The sequence below is a fragment of the Streptomyces candidus genome (genome assembly GCF_014207445.1).
Lineage (GTDB): Bacteria > Actinomycetota > Actinomycetes > Streptomycetales > Streptomycetaceae > Streptomyces > Streptomyces candidus.
This window is the reverse complement of record NZ_JACHEM010000008.1, coordinates 126,642-150,874: the sequence shown is the minus strand read 5'-3', so window position 1 is coordinate 150,874 and position 24,233 is coordinate 126,642. Positions and strand designations below refer to the sequence as shown.

Annotated in this window: 26 protein-coding genes, 1 tRNA gene and 1 riboswitch; of the genes, 12 read left to right on the top strand and 15 right to left on the bottom strand. The window is 68.6% G+C overall.

Features of this window, described 5'->3' with window-relative positions:
• Positions 1 to 123 precede the first annotated feature (123 nt).
• Together HNQ79_RS16900 and HNQ79_RS16895 are read left to right on the top strand one after the other, a co-directional pair.
• The gene (locus HNQ79_RS16900) at positions 124 to 906 is read left to right on the top strand and encodes an NgoMIV family type II restriction endonuclease (protein WP_229923122.1); all 783 of its coding nucleotides are present in this window, start codon (positions 124 to 126) and stop codon (positions 904 to 906) included.
• Positions 907 to 1,022: 116 nt separating this feature from the next.
• Positions 1,023 to 2,141 (top strand): DNA cytosine methyltransferase, encoded by a 1,119-nt coding sequence (locus HNQ79_RS16895; RefSeq protein ID WP_185031845.1) that lies wholly within the window; start codon positions 1,023 to 1,025, stop codon positions 2,139 to 2,141.
• Here HNQ79_RS16895 and HNQ79_RS16890 read toward each other — a convergent pair.
• From HNQ79_RS16890 to HNQ79_RS16880, 3 genes are read right to left on the bottom strand one after another with little or no spacing between them, the layout of a single operon-like run.
• Positions 2,135 to 3,100, bottom strand: coding sequence for a NaeI family type II restriction endonuclease (locus tag HNQ79_RS16890; RefSeq protein ID WP_185031843.1), 966 nt, complete (start codon positions 3,098 to 3,100; stop codon positions 2,135 to 2,137). The genes HNQ79_RS16895 and HNQ79_RS16890 overlap by 7 nt on opposite strands.
• 46 nt (positions 3,101 to 3,146) lie before the next feature.
• Positions 3,147 to 3,569 carry a hypothetical protein gene (locus tag HNQ79_RS16885; RefSeq protein WP_185031841.1) on the bottom strand — a complete coding sequence of 141 codons (423 nt, stop codon included), beginning with the start codon at positions 3,567 to 3,569 and terminating at the stop codon, positions 3,147 to 3,149.
• Positions 3,566 to 4,231 (bottom strand): ATP-binding protein, encoded by a 666-nt coding sequence (locus HNQ79_RS16880; RefSeq protein ID WP_308437311.1) that lies wholly within the window; start codon positions 4,229 to 4,231, stop codon positions 3,566 to 3,568. The genes HNQ79_RS16885 and HNQ79_RS16880 overlap by 4 nt, the downstream gene beginning before the upstream one ends.
• A 191-nt stretch (positions 4,232 to 4,422) precedes the next feature.
• On the opposite strand from HNQ79_RS16880, the gene HNQ79_RS16875 reads away from it, so the two are divergent.
• From HNQ79_RS16875 to HNQ79_RS16860, 4 genes are all read left to right on the top strand, one after another.
• Complete coding sequence (locus HNQ79_RS16875; protein ID WP_185032132.1) at positions 4,423 to 5,268, top strand: helix-turn-helix domain-containing protein; 846 nt, start codon at positions 4,423 to 4,425, stop codon at positions 5,266 to 5,268.
• Complete coding sequence (locus tag HNQ79_RS16870) at positions 5,268 to 5,510, top strand: DUF397 domain-containing protein (RefSeq protein WP_185031839.1); 243 nt, start codon at positions 5,268 to 5,270, stop codon at positions 5,508 to 5,510. The genes HNQ79_RS16875 and HNQ79_RS16870 overlap by 1 nt, the downstream gene beginning before the upstream one ends.
• A 157-nt stretch (positions 5,511 to 5,667) precedes the next feature.
• Positions 5,668 to 6,543 carry an excalibur calcium-binding domain-containing protein gene (locus HNQ79_RS16865; RefSeq protein ID WP_229923121.1) on the top strand — a complete coding sequence of 292 codons (876 nt, stop codon included), beginning with the start codon at positions 5,668 to 5,670 and terminating at the stop codon, positions 6,541 to 6,543.
• Positions 6,544 to 6,888: 345 nt separating this feature from the next.
• On the top strand, positions 6,889 to 7,209 hold the full coding sequence (locus HNQ79_RS16860) for a hypothetical protein (RefSeq protein WP_185031835.1): 321 nt from the start codon (positions 6,889 to 6,891) through the stop codon (positions 7,207 to 7,209).
• 317 nt (positions 7,210 to 7,526) lie between these two features.
• Here HNQ79_RS16860 and HNQ79_RS16855 read toward each other — a convergent pair whose 3' ends face one another.
• On the bottom strand, positions 7,527 to 9,068 hold the full coding sequence (locus tag HNQ79_RS16855; protein ID WP_229923120.1) for a DUF445 domain-containing protein: 1,542 nt from the start codon (positions 9,066 to 9,068) through the stop codon (positions 7,527 to 7,529).
• Positions 9,069 to 9,427: 359 nt separating this feature from the next.
• Between HNQ79_RS16855 and HNQ79_RS16850 the strand changes: the two genes are divergently transcribed.
• Positions 9,428 to 10,816: an SGNH/GDSL hydrolase family protein gene (locus tag HNQ79_RS16850; protein ID WP_185031833.1), complete on the top strand. Its 1,389-nt coding sequence runs from the start codon at positions 9,428 to 9,430 to the stop codon at positions 10,814 to 10,816.
• Between the two features lie 244 nt (positions 10,817 to 11,060).
• On the opposite strand, the gene HNQ79_RS16845 is transcribed toward HNQ79_RS16850, so the two are convergent.
• The 4 genes from HNQ79_RS16845 to HNQ79_RS16830 form a co-directional block, all read right to left on the bottom strand.
• Positions 11,061 to 11,693: a DUF1707 SHOCT-like domain-containing protein gene (locus HNQ79_RS16845; protein ID WP_185032127.1), complete on the bottom strand. Its 633-nt coding sequence runs from the start codon at positions 11,691 to 11,693 to the stop codon at positions 11,061 to 11,063.
• A gap of 52 nt (positions 11,694 to 11,745) precedes the next feature.
• Positions 11,746 to 12,765 carry an ABC transporter ATP-binding protein gene (locus HNQ79_RS16840; RefSeq protein WP_185031831.1) on the bottom strand — a complete coding sequence of 340 codons (1,020 nt, stop codon included), beginning with the start codon at positions 12,763 to 12,765 and terminating at the stop codon, positions 11,746 to 11,748.
• A gap of 25 nt (positions 12,766 to 12,790) precedes the next feature.
• The gene (locus HNQ79_RS16835; RefSeq protein ID WP_229923169.1) at positions 12,791 to 13,642 is read right to left on the bottom strand and encodes an ABC transporter permease; all 852 of its coding nucleotides are present in this window, start codon (positions 13,640 to 13,642) and stop codon (positions 12,791 to 12,793) included.
• Between the two features lie 118 nt (positions 13,643 to 13,760).
• Entirely contained in the window at positions 13,761 to 14,582 is an 822-nt protein-coding gene (locus HNQ79_RS16830; RefSeq protein WP_185031829.1) for an ABC transporter permease, read from the bottom strand.
• 260 nt (positions 14,583 to 14,842) lie between these two features.
• Between HNQ79_RS16830 and HNQ79_RS16825 the strand changes: the two genes are divergently transcribed.
• Positions 14,843 to 17,314, top strand: a complete 2,472-nt coding sequence (locus HNQ79_RS16825; protein WP_185031827.1) for a transglycosylase domain-containing protein — start codon at positions 14,843 to 14,845, stop codon at positions 17,312 to 17,314.
• 40 nt (positions 17,315 to 17,354) lie between these two features.
• Here HNQ79_RS16825 and HNQ79_RS16820 read toward each other — a convergent pair whose 3' ends face one another.
• From HNQ79_RS16820 to HNQ79_RS16810, 3 genes are all read right to left on the bottom strand, one after another.
• A complete protein-coding gene (locus HNQ79_RS16820) occupies positions 17,355 to 17,675 on the bottom strand; it encodes a DMT family transporter (protein WP_185031825.1) in 321 nt (106 codons plus the stop codon).
• Positions 17,676 to 17,713: 38 nt separating this feature from the next.
• Positions 17,714 to 17,800, bottom strand: a riboswitch (guanidine-III (ykkC-III) riboswitch).
• 125 nt (positions 17,801 to 17,925) lie between these two features.
• Positions 17,926 to 18,267, bottom strand: a complete 342-nt coding sequence (locus HNQ79_RS16815) for a GroES family chaperonin (RefSeq protein ID WP_185031823.1) — start codon at positions 18,265 to 18,267, stop codon at positions 17,926 to 17,928.
• Positions 18,268 to 18,461: 194 nt separating this feature from the next.
• On the bottom strand, positions 18,462 to 18,782 hold the full coding sequence (locus HNQ79_RS16810; RefSeq protein WP_185031821.1) for a DUF3618 domain-containing protein: 321 nt from the start codon (positions 18,780 to 18,782) through the stop codon (positions 18,462 to 18,464).
• A gap of 142 nt (positions 18,783 to 18,924) precedes the next feature.
• On the opposite strand from HNQ79_RS16810, the gene bcp reads away from it, so the two are divergent.
• The 4 genes from bcp (at position 18,925) to HNQ79_RS16795 (ending at position 21,846) form a co-directional block, all read left to right on the top strand.
• The gene (gene bcp / locus HNQ79_RS16805) at positions 18,925 to 19,392 is read left to right on the top strand and encodes a thioredoxin-dependent thiol peroxidase (RefSeq protein WP_185031819.1); all 468 of its coding nucleotides are present in this window, start codon (positions 18,925 to 18,927) and stop codon (positions 19,390 to 19,392) included.
• Between the two features lie 248 nt (positions 19,393 to 19,640).
• Entirely contained in the window at positions 19,641 to 21,137 is a 1,497-nt protein-coding gene (gene proP / locus HNQ79_RS16800; protein ID WP_185031817.1) for a glycine betaine/L-proline transporter ProP, read from the top strand.
• 316 nt (positions 21,138 to 21,453) lie between these two features.
• Positions 21,454 to 21,708, top strand: coding sequence for a zinc finger domain-containing protein (locus HNQ79_RS34955; RefSeq protein ID WP_446560379.1), 255 nt, complete (start codon positions 21,454 to 21,456; stop codon positions 21,706 to 21,708).
• 51 nt (positions 21,709 to 21,759) lie between these two features.
• Positions 21,760 to 21,846, top strand: a tRNA-Leu gene (locus HNQ79_RS16795).
• 58 nt (positions 21,847 to 21,904) lie between these two features.
• On the opposite strand, the gene rdgB is transcribed toward HNQ79_RS16795, so the two are convergent.
• From rdgB to HNQ79_RS16775, 4 genes are all read right to left on the bottom strand, one after another.
• Positions 21,905 to 22,507 carry an RdgB/HAM1 family non-canonical purine NTP pyrophosphatase gene (gene rdgB, locus HNQ79_RS16790; RefSeq protein WP_185031815.1) on the bottom strand — a complete coding sequence of 201 codons (603 nt, stop codon included), beginning with the start codon at positions 22,505 to 22,507 and terminating at the stop codon, positions 21,905 to 21,907.
• Between the two features lie 113 nt (positions 22,508 to 22,620).
• Complete coding sequence (locus tag HNQ79_RS16785; protein WP_185031813.1) at positions 22,621 to 23,007, bottom strand: hypothetical protein; 387 nt, start codon at positions 23,005 to 23,007, stop codon at positions 22,621 to 22,623.
• Positions 23,008 to 23,078: 71 nt separating this feature from the next.
• Entirely contained in the window at positions 23,079 to 23,825 is a 747-nt protein-coding gene (gene rph, locus HNQ79_RS16780; protein WP_185031811.1) for a ribonuclease PH, read from the bottom strand.
• 116 nt (positions 23,826 to 23,941) lie between these two features.
• A complete protein-coding gene (locus tag HNQ79_RS16775) occupies positions 23,942 to 24,175 on the bottom strand; it encodes a PTS sugar transporter subunit IIB (protein ID WP_185031809.1) in 234 nt (77 codons plus the stop codon).
• Between the last annotated feature and the right edge of the window lie 58 nt (positions 24,176 to 24,233).

The following is a 24,233-nucleotide window of genomic DNA, read 5'->3' as shown; positions in this document are numbered from 1 at the left end:
GGAGAACTGTCTGTGCCTGCCCCTTTTGTTGACCAGGTCTGCGGATACCGAGAAGGCCGACCTAACACATCCGACTCCAACGACACGCAATCCAAAGAATTAGGAAAAATATTCTTCGACGCCATGGGCATCCAGGCAGATGCCCAGCCTCCGAAGGAGGCGATAGGCACCCACATGGCCAGATTGATGGTCGAGGACCTACGAACGAATTATGACGTATCGGCTCCACACCTGGTTGTACAGCCAGAGAAGCCATTCACGAGCTTCGAACAGTTCTCACACCTCAACGCCACCAAAGAGCTCGGCACAAACATGGCCAAGGAAGTAACGCGCACAGTCGACGCCCTCCGCAAGTTCTCCGCAGCGACCTCGCTTGAGGAGGAGTTCCGGGACGCTCTGGCGGAGCACTTGGACAACATCCACAGGGAGGTGCAGGTTGCGGAAAGCCGTCGCAGGGACCTACTGGACTTGCTGGGCGAGGAATCCCTCCTGAAGCTCGACGTAACCGTATCGAAGTCGATCGTCAATTCCATCAAACCGAACACGCCCCTCCAGCACCTGGTGGCAGGCTTCTCCCTGAAGTGGACGCTTCGGACGGACAGAGCCCAGGACTGCCGTAGCCAGGGGTCGAAGATGGCGGCCCTACGACGAGGTCGCATGCCGCACTTCGCCACCGTCACGATGGAGCCACGCCCCTCCATGTTGGCGCTTTTGGCCCGGGGGTCGGGTGACGTGGACTGCGTGTACCACCTGCATCTACCGGCGTTGAGCACAGCACTGGACGACTACTGCTCCGGCACCAACCGCAAGGCACGCCTGAACATCCGCGACACCTTCAGGCGCCTCTGTGACCAGCGACGCATCCGTGACTACGACGAACTACGCGATTACGTAGCGACACTGTGAGCTGTGCGGCGCCGGGTCCCGAGGGCCGGTGACAAGCCCTCGGGGCCAATCGCCGGCCACGGGCGCCCCACCGCCCTCAAGGACAACTGTCAGTCCCTCCCATTAACCTGTCGAACATGGCTAAACGCATCTCCATGATCGACCTGTTCGCAGGCTGTGGCGGCATGACTTCGGGCTTCGTGGCTGCCAAGGGTTACAAACCGGTCATGGCCGTCGAGTGGGACCTCCACGCCGCAGCAACCTATGCCGCGAACTTCGGCGAGTCCCACATGCGTTGGGGCGACATCGCGCTTGTACCGGACGACGACATCCCTCCGGCAGACGTGATCATTGGCGGGCCGCCATGCCAAGGGTTCTCCAACCTCGGCACTCGCGACGTCAACGATCCCCGCAACAAGCTCTGGAAGGAATACATCCGCTTCGTACGGCACGCCCGGCCCAAAGTCTTCGTAATCGAAAACGTCGACCGCTTCCTCACCTCTTCTGAATTCGAACTGCTGCAGCAGGAAGTACGCGAAGGGGGACTTCTCGAAGAGTACGATCTTTCCAGCGGCTTGCTGCTGGCAGCAGACTACGGCGCGCCTCAGCGCCGCAAGCGGGCCATCGTTATCGGATCTCGAATCGGAAAAATCCCCCTCCCTGAACCGACTCATGGACGTGGCAACCCCATGGGGCTTAAAACTTGGCGCAACGTGCGTGACGCGTTCAGTGGAAAGAATATCTCCGACAGGCCCGAAACCACCTCACTACCGGAATCCAAGGTCATCTACTTCGATAAGGAAGTCCCCGGACCTTTCAAGAGCGAGGATCTGCACATCGGCCGTACGCCGACAGCATTGTCGCTGCTTCGTTACTCCCACATCCCTCCGGGGGGCGGCAGATTCAACCTCCCGGAAGAACTCCTTCCGAACTGTTGGAAGAAAAAAAAGACCGGCACGACCGACGTCATGGGGCGCATGCGCTGGGAGGAACCATCCGTCACGATCCGGACGGAATTCTACAAGCCAGAGAAGGGGCAGTATCTGCACCCGCAGTGGGAGCCAGGCCCCGACGGCTACCGCGTCGACCGCCCCATCACTCATCGCGAAGCTGCCCTCCTGCAGACTTTCCCCGAGCACTTCGTATGGTGTGGCACCAAAATTCAAATTGCAAAGCAGATCGGAAACGCAGTGCCGCCGGTGCTTGCCGAGTCCATCGCCAAGCACATCAAGCCCTACATCTACAGGAGTCAGTGATTGATGGCGGGTGCCGGGCACTCGGGTTCGCCCGGCACCGCGACTGCGAAGTGGACTCCGTCGACAAGGGCGCACCGCCTACTTGAACTGTCCGAAACCGGAACAACTCTCGCCGCCACCCAAGTTCCTTTCTTCGGAACAGGGAGGCCCAGTGAAAACGCAATACGCGGACCCTCTTTTTGATGACCCAAAATAACAATCCCGGCTCCCCGCAGCCTGGAGCGCGCGTCCCGCACGCGTTTTGCAGAATCCAATTGCTTCGCAGTCGTAACCACTGCGTTCCGGTCAACAATCCGTCCGTGAACATGCCGAAACAACATATCCACTCGCCCCTGCCCAGGGGGAACCGCCATAAGAGCCCTGCGAGTGACCTCGTCCAACTCCAGCAAGAGATTGGCATCCAAGTTCCCCGCCCGGACGAGCCACTTGATGGCCGAGCGTCCCTCCCGGGAGATCCTTCGTTTCTGGTCCTGGTTGCCTCTGCCAGTAAGGAGTTCCTCCCTGATACGCACGAGCCCGACTCCGTAGGTCGCTTTCCGGTCATTCGCCGCCATGACGAGACAGATATGCCCCATCGCCTCGCGTGGGATCATCCAATCCCCAGTCAGGGAGAACTTCGAATCGACTTCGACCCCGGAGACTTGGTAGTCCATCCTGCTACCAGGGGAAAAACCAAATTCCGTACGGCAAACGATCTCTACCTTTGTCCCTAGGTATGTTTTCTCCGTTTTCTCAAGATCGTTCACGTCGTAGCGCCCCGTACGCTGACCGTCAAGCACTTCGTCGATCGACTGCCTAAAGACCCCTGAGAACCTCTGCTCCATGCGAGGCTGATCCATGAACCATTGAGCAACCTTCGCGAGATCTCGGTCACCGGACGCGGATTCATTGGCCTCAATGGCGCTTACGGCAGAAATGTCACGAAAGAGCATATCTTCTGGTGCGTCCTCTGTAGGCATGGCTACAGGATATGGATATCGCCCCAACCGCTCCAGGCCTTGGCGATCACCGACTTTCCTCTGTGCCCGTTCCTGCCTCCTGACTCTCCAGGAGCTTACGGATCTTGGACAGCTCTCCTGCAACACCGCCCCAGCCGCACACCGACACGGCTGCGCGCAGGACATGCACGCGAGCGTCGACCAGAGTCAGCACCCAGCTCACTGCGTCCTCACCCCTGACAGAGCCAGGAGGGACGAAATCGCACCGCTGGAGAACGCCCGAACTGATCGCCAAGCCTGCGTCTGCCTCCAATGTCAGCAGGAACGGCTCATCGTGCGGACCGTCAGGCGCCAGGCTGTGAAAGGCGACGCCCTGCAACAACCCGTAGCCCTGTGCGACTCGAACGAGGCGGCGGAGTTCGCTCAAATCATTGAACCCGCAGTCGTCGAACTCACGCGCGAGAGCAGAAACACCGCCAAGCCCTGTCATACGTCCTGCCCCCACTCAGCCTCGGCCTCGAAGCAGATCTGAGCCTTGTCCAGCGCTTCGTCGGGGTCACAGCCGTGCGCACGGAGCCAGTGAAGAAGATCTGCAATGAGTGCGACTGCCGAATCCCTGGCCGCTTCAGCTCCTGGCAGTCCAGAGGGACTGTGTCCAGGAACGCGCTCATACAGAGCGAGATGACTCTCCGCTCGCGTCACTTCCTCCCCGCCAACATGCCCAGTAGACGTAGTCAGTTCCGTGTCCAACTCGCACCAAACGGACTTCGCGCCCTCACGAGGTTCGACTCCCCAACGCTTCGCCAGGGCGTCGATCAGCATGATCCCGCGCCCGGACTCCGCATCGCCCATGGCCGCAAGCAACGTGGGGAGTGCCCGTCCGTCCGGGTCGCGCATTTCAATGCGGAGGTTCGTTCCCCTCATCGCAACCGCCAGCGTTGCGGGGGTTCCTGTGCCCACATGGGCAACGACGTTCGCAGCAAGTTCTGTTACGCAGGCCTGCGCAACCTCGATCAACTTCGGCAGTCCCCACATCGTGAGGTGAAGACGCATCACGCGTCGCAGACCCGCCAGCTCGCACGGTTCCGCCAGAAACGGCAACTCCCATGGCCGCCTCGTGACTTCATATCGACACCCATCCATGTCAGCCATCCCTTCAGTCACTCGAACACCGTCCTTGTATGGCGTTCCTCACACAGCCTGGCAGTGGAACTCTCGTTTTGGAACTCTCACATAGGCCGAGCGGTAGCCCGCTCGCGCGAGTGCGCCCCCGGCGTACGCGTCCTTGCTCACGCAAGTGCACGCCGTGCAGGCTCTGAGCATCAACATGAAAGGTCATGAATATGGCGATTGGGCCGACAACTCGCAGGCGACAGTTGGGGGCGGACTTGCGTCGCTTGAGGGAACGGAAAGGTTTCACGCTGGAGGATGCGGGCGCTGCCGTCGGCATCTCCAAGGCAACGCTGAGTCGCTACGAGACCAAAGAGGGCACCGTCAAATGGCCTGCGGTGGACGCCCTGTGTCGTACCTACGGTGCCTCCGCGCAGGAGCGGGAAAGCCTCGTCGAGTTGGCGAAAGGGGCGAAGATCCAGGGCTGGTGGCGCTCGCTCGCGGACCCGATTCCCGAGTCCATGAACCTCATGCTGACCCTTGAGGACGAGGTGGTGCGCGAGGACCACTACGCGTGCATGTACGTCCCCGGACTGCTCCAGACCCGCGCATACGCCGAAGCGGTTCACCGGGCGTCCGAGATGCGCTGCACCGAGCACGAGATCGCCCACATGGTGGACATCCGCATGAAGCGCCAGGAACTCCTTTCCCGGGAGGATCCGCCACACCTCTGGGCGGTGATCGACGAGGCGGTACTCCGCCGCGTCGTGGGCGGCCCCGACGTCATGCGTGAGCAGTTGCGACACCTCGCCGGCCGCGCGGAAAGTCCTCATGTGACGCTGCAGGTACTGCCGTTCGCCGGAGGGGCGCACGCGGCGGCAGTGGGAAGCTTCGTCATTCTGGGAGGACCGACCCCCGAACTCGACGTCGTCTACGTCGATCTCATCAGCGGCGGCCTCTTCATGGAGAAGCCCGCAGAACTCACGCGCTATAAGTTGGCGTTCGAATATTTGCGAGCGCAGGCGTTGAGCATTCCCGCTTCGACCGCGCTCCTGGATCGAGTCGCCAAGGAGCTTTGATGGACCACCACGACGCCCACTGGTTCAAGTCCTCGCACAGCGGCGGAAGCGGAACCGAGTGCCTGGAGGCAGCGCACCTTTCCCTCTCGACCGCGGTCCGCGACTCCAAGGCTCTCGACGGTCCTTCGATCGACGTGCCTCACGCCGCCTGGGCCGACTTCGTCCGCGCGATTCAGGACGAGGGCTTCGCTTCGAACGCGCGTATACGTCTCCCCGCGGGACAGACGTCGACCCGGAGGTAAACGGTCACTTTCGGCCAATTGCTTACTTGTTCAGTTCTGGACCTTCACAGGACTGCCATCATCAGCCCCCTCAGTTCACATTGATGCCTTGGGGGGACACATGCGGAAGAGCAGTGCGGCGCGGCGGCGGGTTGGAGTAGTGGGTGGGGCCGGGGTGATGGTGGTCGTGCTTGCCGGGTGCGGGGGGAGCGCCGTCGGGGACGGAAAGGTCGGGGACGCCAAGCCGGTCGGGGCGGGGGTAACCGGGTCGGCGTCGCCGTCCCCCACCCTCCTGGCCGGGCCGGAGCTCGTGGATGACGAGGCGAGCGGGCGGGGCGCGAAGCAGATCATCGTTGCCGCTCTGGCCAACGACAGCGTGGTCGGAGCGGGTGGTCAGGACGAAGACGCGACCCGGGCGGTCGGGGCCGGGACGTACGCGATGAGCGTGTCCGTCCAGCCGCAGCACGGGCGGGCCACCGTCAGTGGGACGAACCTCGTGTACACGCCCACCGCCGGGTACACGGGCCCGGACGAGTTCACGTACCAGGTGGCGGGGAAGGGCACCGGGGCCCTCAGTGACACGGCTGTCGTGCGGATATCCGTCAGCGCGCCGGTGCCCGTGAGCACGCCCAAGGTGCCTGCCGTACCCAAGCCCCCGAAGTCCGCCAAGCCCGCCAAGCCCGCCAAGCCTCCGGTCAGCTACGCCAACTGCTCCGCGGTACGCGCCGCGGGTGCCGCCCCCATTCGCAGCGGCCAGCCCGGGTACGGGCGCCACCTCGACCGGGACGGGGACGGGGTCGCGTGCGAGTCCTCCTCGCGGCGGTCGTCCACCGGGGGATCCACGGGAGGTTCTACGGGCGGGACGTCCGGCGGTTCCAGCGGAGGTACGAGCGGGGGCGGCAGCAGTGCGTCCGGGGGGACCTCCGGGGGCGGCAGCGTTTCCTACGCCAACTGTTCCGCCGTACGCGCCGCAGGTGCCGCGCCCATTCGCAGCGGCCAGCCCGGGTACGGACGTCACCTGGACCGGGACGGGGACGGGGTGGCCTGCGAGTAGGCCGACGGCCCGCCCGGTGCGGCGTACGTCGCTTCCCGGATGAGTGGGCCCCGGGAGCGGGAGGGGGCGGGGACGAGGGCGGGGACGGGTTCGTTTCCCCGCCCTCGTCCGTGGGTCGGCAGGGTGGGGTCCGCGACGGGGGCGGGGCCCGGGAGGCCCGGACATCGCCGTTCCTGCGGGAGGCCGATGCGGCCACATCCCGTTACCGAATGGGGACTCGGTCGGTACTCACCGTGACAGAGGGGTGCGGGTTCGTGGGTTCGAGGGGCCCGTTAGCCTCGCATCGCAGACGTACGTGCGAAACAGGATGAGTCGTACGCCGGATCTCAGCAGGAGGCAGTTGTCATGGCGAAGGTGCCCGCGTCCGTAGTCGCCGCAGCAGGGCTTGTCGGGGGGTACGGGGTGGCTCGGTGGACGGGGAAGCGTCCGCTGGGCGGGGTGGCGCTGGCGGCGGCCGGGGCCGTCGCGGCCCGGCAGTGGCAGCAGGAGGCCGGGGGGAAGGTCGCGGCCGGGCTGACCGGGCTGTACGTCGCCGGGTTCGCGGGATCGCACCCGTTGGCGAAGAAGGTCGGGGCCTGGCCCGCGGTGTTCGCGGTGGCGGGCGGGGTCGCGGCGGCTTCCTGGGCGGCCAGCGGGTGCGGCGGGCGGCGGGGCTGCTCGAAGTAGTCACTGGGGAGGCGGGCGGGGCGCGTCTGTCGGCCCGCCTTCGGAGGCGGGGGCCGTTCGAGGGAACGGCCCTCGCCTCGACCCGGGGCGCGGGACTGCGGGGCGCGGGGCCGGGGCCGCGGGTTCGTCGGGGCCTGGTCGTACGGTGACCCGCGTCCCTCTCGGCGACGGCTTCCCCTTGGTCGCCGCACGGACACCCACCTCTGGGCGGCGCCCTCCGCGCGTTCGCACGGTTCCCCCGAGCGACAACCTCCTCGGGGACGCACGTACACGCGCGTCCCGGGGCGACGGCTTCCCCCGCGCGTCCCTCGTACCGCCTACGCCCCGAACGCCTTCGACACCGTGTAGATCAGCAGGCCCACGAGCGCACCCACCACCGTTCCGTTGATGCGGATGAACTGGAGGTCGCGGCCGATGTTGGCCTCGATCTTCTTGGACGTGTGGTCGGCGTCCCAGCCGGCGACCGTGTCCGTGATCAGGGACGTGATCTCGGTGCGGTAGGTGGTGATGACGTAGACGGCCGCGCCTTCGACCCAGCCTTCGAGCTTGCGCTGGAGGCGGCCGTCGGTGGCCAGGCGGGTGCCGAGGGAGACGAGGGAGGCCCGCACGCGGAGGCGCAGTTCGGACCGGTCGTCGTCCGCGGCGGCCAGGATCATCGAGCGGACCGCCGACCAGGCGGAGGCGATGACGTCCTGGACCTCGGGGCGGTTGAGGATGTCGGACTTGAGGCGTTCGGTGCGGGCCCGCGTCTCGGAGTCGGACTGCAGATCGGTCGCGAAGTCGCTCAGGAAGCGGTCGATGGCGCCGCGGGCGGGGTGGGTGGGCATGTCGCGGATCTCGGTGACGAAGCGCAGGAGTTCCTTGTAGACGCGGTCGCCGATCTTGCGGTCCACGAAGCGCGGGGTCCAGCCGGGGGCGCCGCCCTGGACCGCGTCCATGACGGAGTCGCCGTGTTCGACGAGCCAGTCGTGGGCGCGGGTGCAGATCAGGTCCACGGCGCGGTGGTGGGCGCCGTCCGAGACCACCTTGCTGAGGGCCTTGCCGAGACCGGGAGCGATCTCGGCCGCGTCGGCGCGGCGGGTGATGGCTTCGCCGACGACCGCCTGTACGTCGGAGTCGCGCAGGACGGTGAGGGCACCTCGAAGCGCGGTGGCGAGTTCCTCGGTGACGCGGTCGGCGTGGGCGGGGTCGGCCAGCCAGGTACCCAGTCGGCCGCCCATGTTCAGCGGGGCCAGGCGGGCCTTGATGACGTCCTCGGACAGGAAGTTCTCGCCCACGAAGGCGCCCAGGGTGACGCCCAGCTGGTCCTTCTTGGTGGGAATGATCGCGGTGTGCGGGATCGGGATGCCCAACGGGTGCTTGAAGAGGGCGGTGACGGCGAACCAGTCGGCCATCGCGCCCACCATGCCCGCCTCCGCCGCTGCCGCCACGTACCCCGGCCAGCCGGTGAACCCGCTGTGCTGGGCCCATTTGGCGAGTACGTAGACGAGTGCGACGAAGAGGAGCAGCCCGGTGGCCGTCGCCTTCATCCGGCGCACGCCGCGCTGCTTCTCCTCGTCGGCCGCGCTGAAGGTGAAGGGAAGGCGCTTGGCGGCCGGTGCGGTGGGGGTGCCGGGGGCGGACTCCCGCGTGCGGGGGCCGGGGGCGGCCTTCTGCGCACCCGGGCCGTCGTCCGGGTCGGAGGCCGCCTCTCGCGTGCGGAAGGCGTCGCCCGTGCCCGGGGTCCCGTCGGGGGTTGGGGTGCTGTCCGGAGCCGGGGTGCCGTCCGGGGACGAGGTGCCGTCCGCGGCGCGGAGCCCGTCCGGGCCCGGGGTGCCCTGCCCGGCTGCCGCCGCTGCCCTGTCGTTCGTACGTTCCATCCGCTCCGCCCACTCCGTCGTTCACGTCGTTCACCCGTGCCGGTTCCGCCCCGGGTACCCGTACCCGAGCCGTTTCCCCTGCTGTGCGTGCGGTCGCCCGCGTACGGAAAGACCCGTACACCGAGTGTCCACCTGACCGTCCCGTCACCGGTCGCCGCCGTCCGGCGACCGGCCGTCGGCCGCGCTCCGGTTCGGCGCCGCTGCTCCGTTCGGGCCCTGCCTGACCTACTCCCGGAACGCGCCTGGAGTTCCCTGCGTCTCCCAAGTGAACGTCATGCCCCATCATGGTGATCAGTTCGACGTTCGTATTTCGAACGGGAGCCACCCGCTCCCCAGCGCACCGAGGAGCCCCGCACCGCATGCCCAGGCGCCATGGTTACGCCCTGCTTGCCGCTCTGGCCGCAGTGGTCGTACTGATCTCCAGCGGCATCTTCGCCCTCACAGGACCCGCGGGGCGGGACGGTACCGCGCGCAACGGGAGCGCTACGCACACCGCCGACAAGGGCGGCCGGTCCGGGAGCGGCGGTACGGGGCTGCGGCCGGCCGCGAGCGCGCAGTGGATCGGGACCTGGTCCGCGTCGCCCGTCGGGCCCGAGCCGCGCTCCGGGAAGGGGCTGGCGGGGCAGTCCATCCGCAACGTCGTACACACCAGCATCGGCGGCACCCGCGCCCGCATCACCCTCTCCAACCTCTTCGGAAACAAGCCGCTGCACATCTCCCACGCGTCGATCGCCGTCGCCGCCGCCGCCGGAGCACCGGCGGCCGAACCCGGAACCATGCGTCCCGTCACCTTCCGGGGCCGGCCGACGGTGGTCGTGCCGCCCGGCGGCCAGGCCGTCAGCGACGGAACGGCGATCAGGGTGCCGTACGACGGGGACCTCCTCGTCAGCGTCTTCTCGCAGTCGCCGAGCGGCTCGGTCACCCACCACCCGTTCTCCCGCCAGACCGGGTACAGCGCGGCCGGCGACCACACCGAGGACGTGTCCGGCGGTGCGTACAAGGCCCGTACGAAGAGCTGGCGCTACCTGACCCGGGTGGACGTCCTGAACCCCCACGCGGAGGGGGCCGTCGTCCTGTTCGGCGACTCGATCACGGACGGCATCTCCTCCAGCCTGGACGCCAACCGGCGCTGGCCCGACGTCCTCTCCGACCGGTTGCGCGCGGAACCGGGCGCGCCCCGCTACGGCGTCCTCAACCAGGGCATCAGCGGAAACCGGCTGCTCAACGACCACCGGGGGCCCAGCGGGCTCTCCCGGTTCCAGCGGGACGCGGTGAAGCAGCCGGGGGCCAGGACGATCGTGGTCCTGCTGGGGATCAACGACATCATCGCGCCGCCGAACGAGCGGGACGCCAAGCGGATCACGGACGGGCTGCGCGAGCTCGTACGGCAGGGACACGCGCGCCAGCAGCGGGTCATCGGGTCGACGCTGCTGCCGTTCGGCGGGCACCCGACGTGGACGGCGGAGCTGGAGGCGGTACGGGAACGGGTGAACACGGAGATCCGGGCGGGACGGGTGTTCGACGCGGTCATCGACTTTGACCGGGCGGTCCGGGACCCGTACGCGCCCGTGCGGATGCTGCCGGCGTACGACTCGGGCGACCACCTGCACCCCAGTGACGAGGGGTACCGGCGGATGGGGCAGTGGGTGGACCTGGGGATGCTGCGGGCGGGCGACCCGGGGGCGGCGGCCGGGGCGGCGGGATTCGCGGGGCGGGAGGGGGCGGTGGCGGCGCCGGTGCGGTTCTGAGGGGGGTCGGGGGTTGAGGTTCGGGGCGGGGCGCGGGCCCTCTCGCGGGGGTGCGGAAGTGGGTGGCGTCCGGGGCTCTGGTTAGGGCGGGGGTGGGCGTACCGGTGGGGGTGCACCTCTGGTGGGGGCCGCCCCTTGCCCACCCGTGCCGCCCCTTGGGCGGCCCTCTGCCCAAGGGGCGGGGCGTGAGGGGGCGGGCGGCCGTCTGCCCGAGGGCTGACGATGGACGGGCGGTGGGCCGGGGTCAGTCGAGTTCTTTGAGGTTTTTCAGGCGCTTCTTGTCTGCTTTGCGGAGTTTGCGTTCGACGCCCACGCCGCCCATCAGGGCGAAGCCGGTGACCCTGACGCGGGGGGAGCCCGGGGTGCCCTCGCCGGTGGCCTTGTCGTCGAAGTCGCCCATGACCCCGATGCCGGAGACCTGGACCGTCAGCTCCGGGGGGACCTTCACCACGATGCCCCCCATGATCGTGAAGCAGCGGATCACCACCTCGCGGTCCTCGAACCGTGCCTCGCGCAGGTCGATCTCGCCGCCGCCCCACATCGCGAACGCGGTGAAGTCCCGCGCCACGCTCCACGTCCCCCACCGCTTGAAGCCGCCCCAGAAGGCGAACGCCCCCCTGGAGGTCGCGGGGACGCCCACCCGGCCCGCCCAGGTGGCCGCCTGGGCGCCGGCCCCCGACCCCGCCACCGGCAGCACCGGAGGCGCCGTGCCGTGCACGGGCAGGTCTCTCACGAGCAGTTGGAGTTCACCCTGGGTGCGGGACGTGTAGGCCGCGCCCAGACGTTCGTCGAACTCCTCCATGTCGAGCCGCCCCTCGGCGACGGCGTCGCGCAGCACTTCCACGACGCGCTCACGGTCGGCGTCCGACGCCCGCAGCTCGGGAAAACTCCCGCCGCCGGCCCCCGGTCCTGGTCACTGGTCATACAACTCAGCCTATCCGCGCACCCGTTCCAGCGTCCGCCCCACCGGCGTACATCTTCGCGATCACCGCCTCGATGTCCGGCTCCCGGACCGAGAGATCCAACAGCGGGTACGCGGAGGCGAGTTCGGCCACCAGGGGCGCCGCCGACACCGACGCGGGGAAGGCGAGCCACTGACGGGGCCCCTCCACCTTGACGTTACGGGCCAACGGGGTGCGGATCGGCGGCAGTTCACGTTCGAGGTCGACGACGAGGGTGCGTTCGCTCTCGCCCACCTCGTGCAGCCCGGCGAGCGCGCCGTCGTACACGAGCCGCCCGTGGTCGATGACCATGACCCGCTTGCAGAGCTGCTCGATGTCGGTGAGGTCGTGGGTGGTGAGCAGGACGGTGGTGCCGCGTTCCGCGTTCAGATCGCGGAGGAACTCCCGGACCTTGGACTTCGACACGACGTCGAGGCCGATCGTCGGCTCGTCCAGATAGAGGACCTCGGGGTCGTGGAGCAGGGCGGCGGCGATGTCGCCGCGCATCCGCTGGCCGAGCGAGAGCTGCCGTACGGGGACGTCCAACAGCTCGCCCAGGTCCAGGAGTTCGGTGCAGCGGGCCATGTTCGCGGCGTACCGGTCGTCGGGGATGCGGTACATGCGGCGCATCAGGCGGTACGAGTCCTTGAGCGGCAGGTCCCACCACAGGGTGGTGCGCTGGCCGAACACGACACCGATGCGCTGGGCGAGCCGGGTGCGCTCCTTCGAGGGGTCGATGCCGGCGACGCGCAGCCGTCCGCCGCTGGGGGTGAGGATGCCCGTCAGCATCTTGATGGTGGTGGACTTGCCCGCACCGTTGGGCCCGATGTAGCCGACCATCTCGCCGCGCGGCACCCGGAAACTGATCCCGTCGACGGCCCTGACCTGCCGTTTCTCCCGACGCAGAAAACCCGTCTTGCGGCGCACGTCGAAGACCTTCTCGACGCCGTCCAGCTCGATGAAGTCCGCCGCGCCCCACGCCGCGTCCCCGTCGTCCGCCGTACTCATGAACTCCTCCGCTCCCATTGTCCGTTCAGCTCCCCGTGCTGCGGTACGACCGCACACCGACCCGCCACAGCAACCCCGCCACCACCCAGAACCCCACCGCCACCACCGGCGACAGGAACGCGAACCACTCGGGCACGGCGAGCGGATACGGGCGCCCCAGTACGTACATCGCCGGAATCCAGTTCACGAAGGCCAGGGGGACGAGGAAGGTCACTCCCCGCACCAGGTCCTTCGCGAACACCGTCGGCGGGTACTGCAGCAGCGCGTTCCCGCCGAACGTGAACGCCGACTGCACCTCGGCGGCGTCCTGCGCCCAGAACTGGAACGCCCCGCCCATCGTGAACACCGCCGCGAAGATCGCCCCGCCGCTCAGCAGCATCACGGGCACCATCAGCACCTTCAGCGGCGTCCACACCACCCCGTCCAACTGCACGAGGGCGTACGTGAGCACCGCCAGGCCCTGCGTGGTCCGCCCCAGCCTGCGCAGCGCGAACCGGTCCGCCGCCACCTGCGCCAGCACCGGCGCGGGACGCACCAGCAACGTGTCCAGCGTCCCGTCCCGCACCTTCTGACCCAGCCGCCCCATGGTCCCCATCGCGAGGTCGCCCAGTCCCAGGGCCGCGCCCGCCAGGCCGTACAGGAACGCCACCTCGCCCAGCGAGAACCCGCCGAGCCTCTCCACATGCTGGAACATCAGCAGCACCGCGACGAAGTCCAGGCCGGTCGCCGCGAAGCTGCCGAGCGTGGTCATCACGAACGAGGTCCGGTACGCCATCGTCGCCCGGATCCACATCGCCGCGATCAGCCCGTACGCGCGGAACCCGTCCCGCGCGAGCCGCAGCCGCCCGCCCGGCCCCCGGTCCCGTACGGACAGCAGGTCCTCCGCTGCGCGGTGCGCGTCCTCCCGTACGGGCCGCCGGTCACCCTCCGTCGCCGGCCGGCCCTCCCGTACGCCGCGCGCCCCCGAACCCGCCTCGTCCACCCGCTTCCGCGCCTCAGCCACCCTGGACCACCACCCGCCGCGTAGCGGCTCCCTGCACCAGCCGTCCCAGCGTCAACAGCGCGACCGCCCACCCCGCCTGAAAGGCGTACGCCGCCACCAGGTCCCAGCCCGTCCGCTTGCCCAGGTACACGTCCACCGGCACCTGGAGCAGCGACGACCACGGCATCGCCCGCGCCACCTCCCCCAGCAGCCCCGGGAAGAGCGTCAGCGGCAGCAGCATCCCGGAGAAGAACATCGCGGCCAGCCACGACATCTGCGCCACCCCTGTCCCGTCCATCAGCCAGAACGCGCTCAGCCCCACCATGAACCGCAGCGCGAAACTCACCACAAGCCCCAGTAGCACCGAGGCGAGGAACGCCGCCCACATCCACCACTCGGGCGGCAGCGCCACGTCGAAGGCGAGGATCCCCGCCGCCATCGGTGCCACCCCACGCCCGAGGAGGAGATACGCGCCCCGCCCCAAGTCGGCCGCGAGCCACCACAGTTGCAGGTCGGCCGGGCGGTAGAGGTCAGTGACGACCGCGCCCGTGCGGATGCGCTCCATCAGCTCGTCCTCGAAGCCGCCGCCCATCAACGAGGCGGCGGCGAGCAGGGCTTGGCCCAGCCAGACATACGCGAGGGCCTGCGCCAGGTCGTAGCCGCCGAGCCCGGGACGCTGGTCCCACAGGGCCGTGTAGGCGTACGCCAGGATGAAACCGAAGACGGTGTTGGTGAACACCCCGGCGGCCGTGGCCACCCGGTAGGTGGCGTACCGGCGGAAGCTCCCGGCCGCCACAAGTGCGTACAACCGCCAGCGCACCCGCACCCCCCGCATCCCCTCGTTCGTTGTGCCACTTGGTCCGCGGTCCACTCCGGTCCACGGCCCACGTCGGTCACGCGACGCTTCAGGCACCAAAGCGCCCGACCCTAGTCCAACCAGGTCACCATCCGCGAGCGATTACTCGCCGACCGTGAGACCGGATGAGGACAGCGGCGGAGCACGGTGTTTCATGGGGTAACAAGCGAATGCGCCCGATACGACACCGTTATGCCGGAGAGTGAACCTCTGGCCGCGTCCGAGGAGTCTCCACAGGCATGAGCGACGAGCCACAGCAGCAGCCGGGCTGGTCCCCCCGCGACCCCTCCGTCCCGGCCCCGGACCCGGCCTCCCACCCCGACGACTCCGAAGCCACCGACGAGGCGGCCGGCACCGGCAAGAAGAACAAGGAGAAGCGCCCCGGGCGCACCGGCTGGCGACGGCTCGTCCCCACCTGGCGGATGCTCCTCGGCGCCTTCCTGCTCGTCGCCCTCCTGCTCTGCGGCGCGTTCGTCGCCGGCTACACCATGGTCAAGATCCCCGCCGCGAACGACACCGCGACCGCCCAGTCCAACGTCTACCTGTACGCCGACGGCACCCCCCTCGCCCGCGACGGCGAGGTCAACCGGCAGAACGTCAGACTCGACCAGATCCCCAAGCCCGTCCAGCGCGCCGTCCTCGCCGCCGAGGACCGCGGCTTCTACGGCGAACCCGCCGTGGATCCCCAGGCCATGGTCCGCGCCGCCTGGAACACCCTCACCGGCAAGGGCAAGCAGTCCGGCTCCACCATCACCCAGCAGTACGTGAAGAACTACTACCTGGGCCAGGAACAGACCATCACCCGCAAGGTGAAGGAGTTCTTCATCGCGATCAAGCTCAACCGCGAGTCGTCCAAGGACGACATCCTGGAGGGCTACCTCAACACCAGCTACTTCGGCCGCAACGCATACGGCATCCAGGCCGCCGCCCAGGCCTACTACGGCAAGGACATCGAAGCCCTGGGCGCCCCCGAGGGGGCCTACCTCGCCTCCCTGCTCAACTCCCCCAACGCCTACGACGTCGCCACCCACCCCGAAAACCGCGGCCAGGCCCTCGCCCGCTGGAACTACGTCCTGGACGGCATGGTCAAGGAGGGCTGGCTCAAGCAGGCCGACCGCGCCAAGATCAAGTTCCCGCAGCCGCAGCAGGCCAAGCCCGCCTCCGGCCTCTCCGGCCAGCGCGGCTACATCGTCCAAGCCGTCGAGGACTACCTCACCGACAGAAACGTCATCGACGAGAAAACCCTCAGCACCGGCGGGTACCGCATCACCACCACCCTGGAGAAGCCCCGCCAGGACGCCTTCGTCAAAGCCGTCACCGACAAGGTCATGAAGAAGACCGACAAGGACAACAAGGCTGACCGCAACGTCCGCGTCGGCGGCGCCTCCATCGACCCGGCCACCGGCAACGTCGTCGCCCTGTACGGCGGCATCGACTACACCAAGCAGTACGTCTCCAACGCCACCCGCCGCGACTTCCAGGTCGGCTCCACCTTCAAGCCGTTCGTCTTCACCGCCGCGGTCGAGAACGGCTCCACCACCCAGGCCGGCGCCCCCATCACCCCCAACACCATGTACGACGGCACCAACAAGCGCCCCGTCGAAGGCTCCGCCATCCCCTTCGCCCCAGAGAACGAGGACGACCGCTCCTACGGACAGATCACCGTACGCACCGCCACGGACAGGTCCGTCAACACCGTGTACGCACAGATGGCCGTCGACGTCGGCCCGAAGAAGGTCAAGGACACCGCCGTCGCCCTCGGCATCCCCGAGAACACCCCGGAACTGAACGCCTACCCCTCGATCTCCCTGGGCGTCGCCACCGCCAGCGTCCTCGACATGACCGAGGCGTACGCCACCCTCGCCAACCACGGCAAACGCGGCGCCCACTCCCTCGTCACCAAGATCTCCAAGAACGGCACCGACCTCGCCCTCCCCCGGCAGGAGACCAAGCAGGTCGTCTCCCGCACCGCGGCCGACACCACCACCTCCATCCTCCAGAGCGTCGTCGACGGCGGCACCGGAGCCGCCGCCAAGGCGGTCGGCCGCCCCGCCGCAGGCAAGACCGGCACCGCCGAGGAGGACAAGGCCGCCTGGTTCGCCGGCTACACCCCCGACCTCGCCACCGTCGTCGCCGTCATGGGCGCCGACCCCGACACCGCCGTACAGAAACCGCTGTACGGAGCCCTGGGCCAGCGACGCGTCAACGGCGGCGGCGCACCCGCCGAAACCTGGGCCCAGTACACGGCCGACGCCCTCAAGGGCACCGAGGCCAAGACCTTCGACCTGGAAATCGAAGCGGGCGCCGAAGCCCCCGTCGACCCCCCGCCCAGCCGGGAACAGCCCGCCACCCCGCCGCAGGACGGCGCCACCGGCGGCGACCAGGACCCCGACGGCGACAACGGCGGCACGGCGACCGACGGCGGCCAACAGCAGGGCGGCCAGGCCAACACCGGCGGCACCGACACCACCGGCGGCAACCCCGCGGGCGGAACCACCGGCGACGACGCCACCACAGGCGACGCCACCACGGGCGCCACCACCGACGGCGGCGCCGACGCCACGGGAGGCACCGCCACCGGCGGCGCCGACACCACCGGCGGCATCGACAACCCCGTCGGCGGCCTCCTCGGCGGAGGCGACGGCGGGGACGGCAACACCGGAGGCGGCAACCGGCGCCCGGCGGGCAACGGAAACGCCCCGCCGAACTAGCACCCGCCGTCCCGCCGCCCGCCGTTCAGTGGGCCGACGTCTAGTGACCCGACGTCGCCTTCAGCCCCACCACGGCCACCAGCAGCAGACACACGAAGAAGATCCGGGCGGCGGTGACCGGCTCGTTCAGCACGAGCATGCCGACCACCGCCGCCCCCGCCGCACCGATACCGACCCACACGCCGTACGCCGTACCGATAGGCAGCGTCTTCGCGGCATGCGAAAGCAACAGCATGCTGGCCACGATCCCCAGACCCGTGAACACACTCGGCCACAGCCGGGTGAACCCCTCGGTGAACTTCATCCCGATCGACCAGCCGACCTCAAGCAGACCGGCCACGACCAGCAGAACCCATGCCACGACGGCACCTCCGAAACGAGAAACGCGGAATCTCACGGGGTGCGTCGTCTTTGCGAAAGGGCCCACAAGGGACCCGGAGCCCGGTACGGCGCGTCTCGTCGGGGTGCCCTCCACGGTAGCAAAGCGCACACGGAAGGGCCCGGTGACAACGGTCACCAGGCCCTTCACACACTCACCGACGCAGACTCACGGAGGCGGGAGCACCGAGGCGGGTACACGATGGGGCGGCCTCGAAGACACCGAGGCAGGCTCAGAGATACAGCCCCGTCGCGTCCTCCGACACCCGCTCCGAGGCCACCGCGTGCAGGTCCCGCTCACGCATCAGCACGTACGCGGTACCCCGCACCTCGACCTCCGCCCGGTCCTCCGGGTCGTACAGCACCCGGTCACCGGGCACCACGGACCGCACGTTCTGCCCGACCGCGACCACCTCGGCCCAGGCGAGACGCTTGCCGACGGCGGCCGTCGCCGGAATCAGGATGCCGCCGCCGGAACGGCGCTCGCCCTCCGGAGTGTCGGACCTGACCAGCACACGGTCGTGCAGCATTCGGATCGGCAGCTTGTCGTCGTGGGAATGGGTCTTTTCGCTCACGCCACGCAACCTACCCGCCCGGACCCGCGCCGCCCACGAGAGGGGTCACGGACAAGAGCGCCGGCACACTTCAGCACTCGGCCCGCAGCCGTTCGGGCTTTCAGCGCCCGGACTTCAGCGCTCGCGACGACGCGTCGAGAGCACGCCGGCCCGCTCGCACACCCGCGACGACGCGTCGACGGCACACCAGCCGCTCAGCGCCCGCGACGACGCGTCGAGAACACCAGCAGCCCCACGACCGCCACCGCCACCACGGCCACCGGCACCAGCCGCTCCATCCGCGGCGCCCCGTCCGCGTCCACGAACTGCGCCCGTACGTCCGTGACCTTGCGGTTGACGGCCACGAACGCCCGCCCGGCGGTCTCGTCCACGGCCGACTTCGCCTTGGCCTTCGCATCGCCGACGATCGTCCTCGGGTGCAGCCGCACACCGATCTCGTCCAGTGTCACCGCGAGCTGGTCGCGCCTGCGGACGATGTCCGCCTCGATCTGCGCAGGGGTCCTGGCTTCCGACACTGCGCCGCCTCCGTGGTCCGGTCCGGTAATCCGTCGTGAGCAGTCTGTCAGCTCCTGCCCGCCCACACCCATCGGCACCCCCCATTACGCTCAATGCGCACCCAGCCGCACGACCAGCGGACCGTACGCACGAAGGAGCCCCATGAGCGAGCGACTCGCCCCCGGCGACACCGCCCCCGACTTCACCCTCCCCGACGCCGACGGCAACGACGTCTCCCTCGCCTCCCACAAGGGCCGCAAGGTCATCGTCTACTTCTACCCGGCCGCCCTCACCCCCGGCTGCACCAAGCAGGCCTGCGACTTCACCGACAACCTCGACGTCCTCGCCGCCGCCGGATACGACGTCATCGGCATCTCCCCCGACAAGCCCGAGAAGCTCGCCAAGTTCCGCGAGAAGGAGTCCCTGAAGGTCACCCTCGTCGGCGACCCCGACAAGAGCGTGCTGGAGGCGTACGGCGCCTTCGGCGAGAAGAAGCTGTACGGCAAGACCGTCACCGGCGTCATCCGCTCCACGGTCGTGGTCGACGAGGACGGCAAGGTCGAGCACGCCTTCTACAACGTCAAGGCGACGGGGCACGTCGCGAAGATCATCAAGGACCTGAAGATCTGAGACCGGCCGGGCCCGGACGCAGAACGCTGGACGGCCCGGACCGGGCGCGGGACGGCCCGGACCGGGCGCGGGCTCATCCGCCGCGGATCAACCCGGTCCGGCCAGGACCGGAGCCCGGCCCTCCAGAAAGGGCCGTCCGGCCCCCGGCCACGTGACGGAAGTCCCGAATCCGCAGGACTTCCGTTTGCAACCGCCACCACGGTGCAGACGTAACCCTTGGATACGTGTCCGAGGAAAGGAACTGCACCATGGCGCCCACCGGCCCCGAGAGACTGGACGATCCCGAGGCGGTCAAGCGTCATCGCACCCTCTTCCGCACCATCCAGCGCCGCAAGAACCCGCCCCTGCGCCGCTCCGACATCACCGTCACCGACGATGCCGCGGTCAAGCGGGCCGTGAAGGCCGCCTCCCTGGGCAACGCCATGGAGTGGTTCGACTTCGGCATCTACAGCTACCTCGCCGTCACCCTCGGCCACGTCTTCTTCCCGTCCGGGAACGAAACCGCCCAGCTCCTCTCCTCCTTCGCGACCTTCGCGGTGGCCTTCCTCGTACGGCCCCTCGGCGGCATGTTCTTCGGCCCCATGGGCGACAAGATCGGCCGCAAGAAGGTCCTCGCCCTCACGATGATCCTGATGTCGATAGGCACCCTCGCCATCGGCCTCATCCCGTCGTGGGACTCCATCGGCATATGGGCCCCGATCCTGCTGATCCTTTTCCGGATGCTCCAGGGCTTCTCCACCGGAGGCGAGTACGGCGGCGCGTCCACCTTCATCGCCGAGTACGCCCCCGACAAGCGGCGCGGGTTCTTCGGCAGCTTCCTCGAATTCGGCACCCTCGCCGGTTACGTCGGCGCGGCCGGTCTCGTCACCGCACTCACCGCGTTCCTCGGCAACGATGTCATGCGCGAGTGGGGCTGGCGCATCCCCTTCCTCGTCGCCGCCCCGATGGGCCTGATCGGCCTCTACCTGCGCCTCAAGCTCGACGAGACCCCGGCCTTCCAGAAGATGGAGTCGCAGAACGCACGCGCCTCGGAGGCCGCCGACGCCGTCGAGAAGTCCACCAAGGGCGACCTCGGCCGCATCTTCCGCGACTACTGGCCGGCCCTCATCCTCTGCATCTGCCTGGTCGGCGCGTACAACATCACCGACTACATGCTGCTCTCCTACATGCCGACGTACCTCTCCAAGGAACTCGGCTACTCGGAGACCCACGGCCTCCTGATCCTCCTGGCCGTGATGGCCTTCCTGATGGTGATCATCAGCCAGGTGGGCCGCATGAGCGACCGCTACGGCCGCAAGCCCCTGCTGATGACCGGCATGGTCGGCTTCTTCGTGCTCTCCCTCCCGGCCTTCCTCCTCCTGGGCCAGGGCAGCATCCCGGCGGTCATCGCGGGCCTGCTGATGCTCGGCCTCTCCCTGGTCTGCCTGCTTGGCACGATGTCGGCGGCCCTCCCGGCCCTCTTCCCGACCTCGGTCCGGTACGGGTCGCTGTCCGTCGGCTACAACCTCTCGGCGTCGATCTTCGGCGGCACGACCCCGCTGGTCGTCACCGGCCTGATCGCCTGGACCGGCAACAACCTCATGCCGGCCTACTACTCGATGGCCGCCGCCCTGGTCGGCATCATCGCGGTCGCGTGCATGAAGGAGACGGCCCAGCAGCCCCTGGAAGGCTCGCCCCCGTCCGTCGAGACGAAGGAAGAGGCCGCCGAACTGGTCGGGGCCCAGGCCCGCGAACCGAAGTTCTGATCCCGGCTGCTTCGCGCCGTATCCGGAATGCCGTGCCCCACTCCAAGTAGGGCACGGCATTCCGTATTTCGGACGTGACTGTCCGACAACCGGTTCCTTTCTCCGTACGAGGCTGCGAACGGGCGGCCGGGAAGGGGAGAACGAACATGGCGGTCCGGTACACGCCCGAGCTGCTGGAGCGTGCGGCGCGGGAGGCGAAAAGCTGGGGTGCAAGATACGCCAACTGGACCTGGACACAACCCACTTCGCGCGACGGCCCTGGACCAAGGAGACGGTGTACAAGCCTCAGCCCGTGTCGCGCAAAATACTGGTGGTGATGCCCGGAGGCTCCGGGCGCACGAACCGCTCCCGGCTGCACCGCGCCTTACCGGAAATCGACGTTCCCTATGCATGCGCATCCTGCGGCAACTCGGGCCACTGGCTCGGCAAACCGATCACCCTCCAGATCGACCACATCGACGGCAACTGGCTCGCCAACCGCGCCGAGAACTTGCGCCACCCGTGTCCGAATTGCCACGCCCTGACGGAGACCTGGTGCCGTAGAGGCGGAGGGAGTCGAGCCGCTTCGTAGTCGTCGCACTGCCCGCCCAGCCGTCAGCCGAGTAACATGGCTGACGGCTGGGCGGCCTTGGCGCAGTTGGTTGACGCGATCGGTTTAGGTCCGATTTGTCCGTTATGGACTAGGTGGGTTCGAGTCCCACAGGCCGCACCCAGAGAAGGGCCGCCCCGGGGTCGGGGCGGCCCTTCGACGTTCATGGACGCACCTCTCAGCCCAACAGCTCCCGCAGCACCGGCACCAGCCCCCTGAACGCCTTCCCCCGGTGCGAGATCGCGTTCTTCTCGGCCGGGGACAGTTCCGCGCACGTCACCTCGTGCCCCTCCGGCTGGAGGATCGGGTCGTAGCCGAAGCCGTTGGTGCCGGCCGGGGCGTAGCGGAGGGTGCCAGGCATGGTGCCCTCGACCACGCGTTCCGTGCCGTCCGGGAGGGCGAGCGCTGCGGCGCAGGCGAAGTGGGCGGCGCGGTGTTCGGGGCCGATGTCGGCGAGTTGGGCGAGGAGCAGGTCCAGGTTGGCCTGGTCGTCGCCGTGGGTGCCGGACCAGCGGGCGGAGAAGATGCCGGGGGCGCCGTGCAGGACGTCGACGGCGAGGCCGGAGTCGTCGGCGATGGCGGGCAGGCCCGTGGCGCGTGCCATGGCGTGGGCCTTGAGGAGGGCGTTTTCGGCGAAGGTGACGCCGGTTTCCTTGACGTCGGGGATTTCCGGGTAGGCGTCGGTGCCGACCAGTTCGTAGGGGAGGTCGGCGTCGGCCAGGATCGTGCGGAGTTCGGTGATCTTGCCGGCGTTGCGGGTGGCGAGGATGAGGCGGGTCATGCCGTCCAAATTACGGGGGTGCGGGCCTCGCCGTATTGCGGGGTCCGGGCCTCGCCGGACTTACGGGGATCCCGCCGGAGTGCGGAGTGCGGACCTCGCCGGACTTGCCGGGCCTACGGGGTGCAGACCTTGCCGATCTCGCCGGCCGCGTCGGTGACGGGCGTGAGGTCGGGGTTGGGGTCGCCCGAGTCGATGGCCTTGCGGACGTTGTCGACGCCGGCGCCGAGGTCCTTGACCGCCTTGGAGAGGTCGGCGTTGTCCGTTGTGTCGTCGAGGGTCTTGAGTTCGCGGTCGATGTCGTTCAGGGCCTGTTGGGAGGCGAGGGGGTCGTTCGCGGCGTCGGAGGCCGCGGTCTGGAGGCGGTTGACGCTCGCGGCGATGGTGGTGGCGGTGCGGCCGCAGTCCATGGCCTTGTCGAGGGCTCCGCAGCCGGCGAGGGCGGTGGCGGTGAGTGCGGTGACCGCGAGGGCGAGGGCGGTGCGGCGTGCGTACGACGGCATGGTGCGGGTCCTCCCCGGGGAGCGGCGACGGTGGCCGGGCGTACGGGTGGTGTTCCGTACGCCCGTGCCCGTCAGGACGCGTCGGGGGTGTCCACGGTTGCCAGGGCGCGGGCCTGGAGGGCGGAGAGGTCGGCGCAGCCGCCGGCGGCGAGGTCGAGGAGGGCGTTGAGTTCCTTGCGGTCGAAGGGCTGGGCCTCGGCGGTGCCCTGGACTTCGACGAAGCGGCCGTCACCGGTGCAGACGACGTTCATGTCGGTGTCGGCGCGGACGTCTTCCTCGTAGCAGAGGTCGAGGAGGGGGGTGCCGTCGACGATGCCGACGGAGACGGCGGAGACGGTGCCGGTGAGGGGTTCGCGGTTGGCCTTGATGAGTTTCTTGGACTTGCCCCAGGCGATGGCGTCGGCGAGGGCGACGTAGGCGCCGGTGATGGCGGCGGTGCGGGTGCCGCCGTCGGCCTGGAGGACGTCGCAGTCCAGGACGATGGTGTTCTCGCCGAGGGCTTTGTAGTCGATGACGGCGCGGAGGGAACGGCCGATGAGGCGGCTGATTTCGTGGGTGCGGCCGCCGATCTTGCCGCGGACGGATTCGCGGTCGCCGCGGGTGTTGGTGGCGCGCGGGAGCATGGAGTACTCGCCGGTGACCCAGCCCTGGCCGCTGCCCTTGCGCCAGCGGGGGACGCCTTCGGTGAAGGAAGCGGTGCAGAAGACTTTGGTGTCGCCGAAGGAGACGAGGACGGAGCCTTCGGCGTGCTTGCTCCATCCGCGTTCGATGGTGACGGGGCGGAGCTGTTCGGGGGTGCGGCCGTCGATACGAGACATGGGTCGAGCGTAGTGGGTGGGGGGTGGGCGGTCGGCCGGGGAAGGGGTGAGGGCCCTGTTCCGGCCACGGGTGTGGCGGGTACAGGGCCCTCGGGGCCTTCGGGTGGGGCGCGTGGCTACATCATGTCTTCGATTTCGCCGGCGATGGGGTCGGCGTCGGTGCCGATGACGACCTGGATGGCGGTGCCCATCTTGACGACGCCGTGGGCGCCGGCGGCCTTGAGGGCGGCTTCGTCGACGAGGTCGGGGTTGACGACCTCGGTGCGCAGGCGCGTGATGCAGCCTTCGACCTCTTCGATGTTGTCGAGCCCGCCGAGCCCGGCGACGATCTTCTCAGCCTTGGTGGCCATGTGTTTCTCCCTGAATGTTCAAAGGTCGCTGCGTCACGCCGCGTCGGCCCAGCGTTGG

Coding starts and splice junctions, on each gene's coding strand:
- HNQ79_RS16785 (WP_185031813.1), bottom strand. CDS start 23,007: ATGCCGTCGTACGCACGCCGCACCGCCCTCGCCCTCGCGGTCACCGCA.
- HNQ79_RS16855 (WP_229923120.1), bottom strand. CDS start 9,068: ATGGAACGTACGAACGACAGGGCAGCGGCGGCAGCCGGGCAGGGCACC.
- HNQ79_RS16870 (WP_185031839.1), top strand. CDS start 5,268: ATGGACCACCACGACGCCCACTGGTTCAAGTCCTCGCACAGCGGCGGA.
- HNQ79_RS16880 (WP_308437311.1), bottom strand. CDS start 4,231: ATGGCTGACATGGATGGGTGTCGATATGAAGTCACGAGGCGGCCATGG.
- HNQ79_RS16900 (WP_229923122.1), top strand. CDS start 124: ATGGGCATCCAGGCAGATGCCCAGCCTCCGAAGGAGGCGATAGGCACC.
- HNQ79_RS16775 (WP_185031809.1), bottom strand. CDS start 24,175: ATGGCCACCAAGGCTGAGAAGATCGTCGCCGGGCTCGGCGGGCTCGAC.
- HNQ79_RS16840 (WP_185031831.1), bottom strand. CDS start 12,765: ATGAGTACGGCGGACGACGGGGACGCGGCGTGGGGCGCGGCGGACTTC.
- HNQ79_RS16865 (WP_229923121.1), top strand. CDS start 5,668: ATGGTGGTCGTGCTTGCCGGGTGCGGGGGGAGCGCCGTCGGGGACGGA.
- HNQ79_RS16885 (WP_185031841.1), bottom strand. CDS start 3,569: ATGACAGGGCTTGGCGGTGTTTCTGCTCTCGCGCGTGAGTTCGACGAC.
- rdgB (WP_185031815.1), bottom strand. CDS start 22,507: ATGACCCGCCTCATCCTCGCCACCCGCAACGCCGGCAAGATCACCGAA.
- rph (WP_185031811.1), bottom strand. CDS start 23,825: ATGTCTCGTATCGACGGCCGCACCCCCGAACAGCTCCGCCCCGTCACC.
- HNQ79_RS16895 (WP_185031845.1), top strand. CDS start 1,023: ATGGCTAAACGCATCTCCATGATCGACCTGTTCGCAGGCTGTGGCGGC.
- HNQ79_RS16875 (WP_185032132.1), top strand. CDS start 4,423: ATGGCGATTGGGCCGACAACTCGCAGGCGACAGTTGGGGGCGGACTTG.
- bcp (WP_185031819.1), top strand. CDS start 18,925: ATGAGCGAGCGACTCGCCCCCGGCGACACCGCCCCCGACTTCACCCTC.
- HNQ79_RS16825 (WP_185031827.1), top strand. CDS start 14,843: ATGAGCGACGAGCCACAGCAGCAGCCGGGCTGGTCCCCCCGCGACCCC.
- proP (WP_185031817.1), top strand. CDS start 19,641: ATGGCGCCCACCGGCCCCGAGAGACTGGACGATCCCGAGGCGGTCAAG.
- HNQ79_RS16850 (WP_185031833.1), top strand. CDS start 9,428: ATGCCCAGGCGCCATGGTTACGCCCTGCTTGCCGCTCTGGCCGCAGTG.
- HNQ79_RS34955 (WP_446560379.1), top strand. CDS start 21,454: ATGCCCGGAGGCTCCGGGCGCACGAACCGCTCCCGGCTGCACCGCGCC.
- HNQ79_RS16860 (WP_185031835.1), top strand. CDS start 6,889: ATGGCGAAGGTGCCCGCGTCCGTAGTCGCCGCAGCAGGGCTTGTCGGG.
- HNQ79_RS16890 (WP_185031843.1), bottom strand. CDS start 3,100: ATGCCTACAGAGGACGCACCAGAAGATATGCTCTTTCGTGACATTTCT.
- HNQ79_RS16830 (WP_185031829.1), bottom strand. CDS start 14,582: ATGCGGGGGGTGCGGGTGCGCTGGCGGTTGTACGCACTTGTGGCGGCC.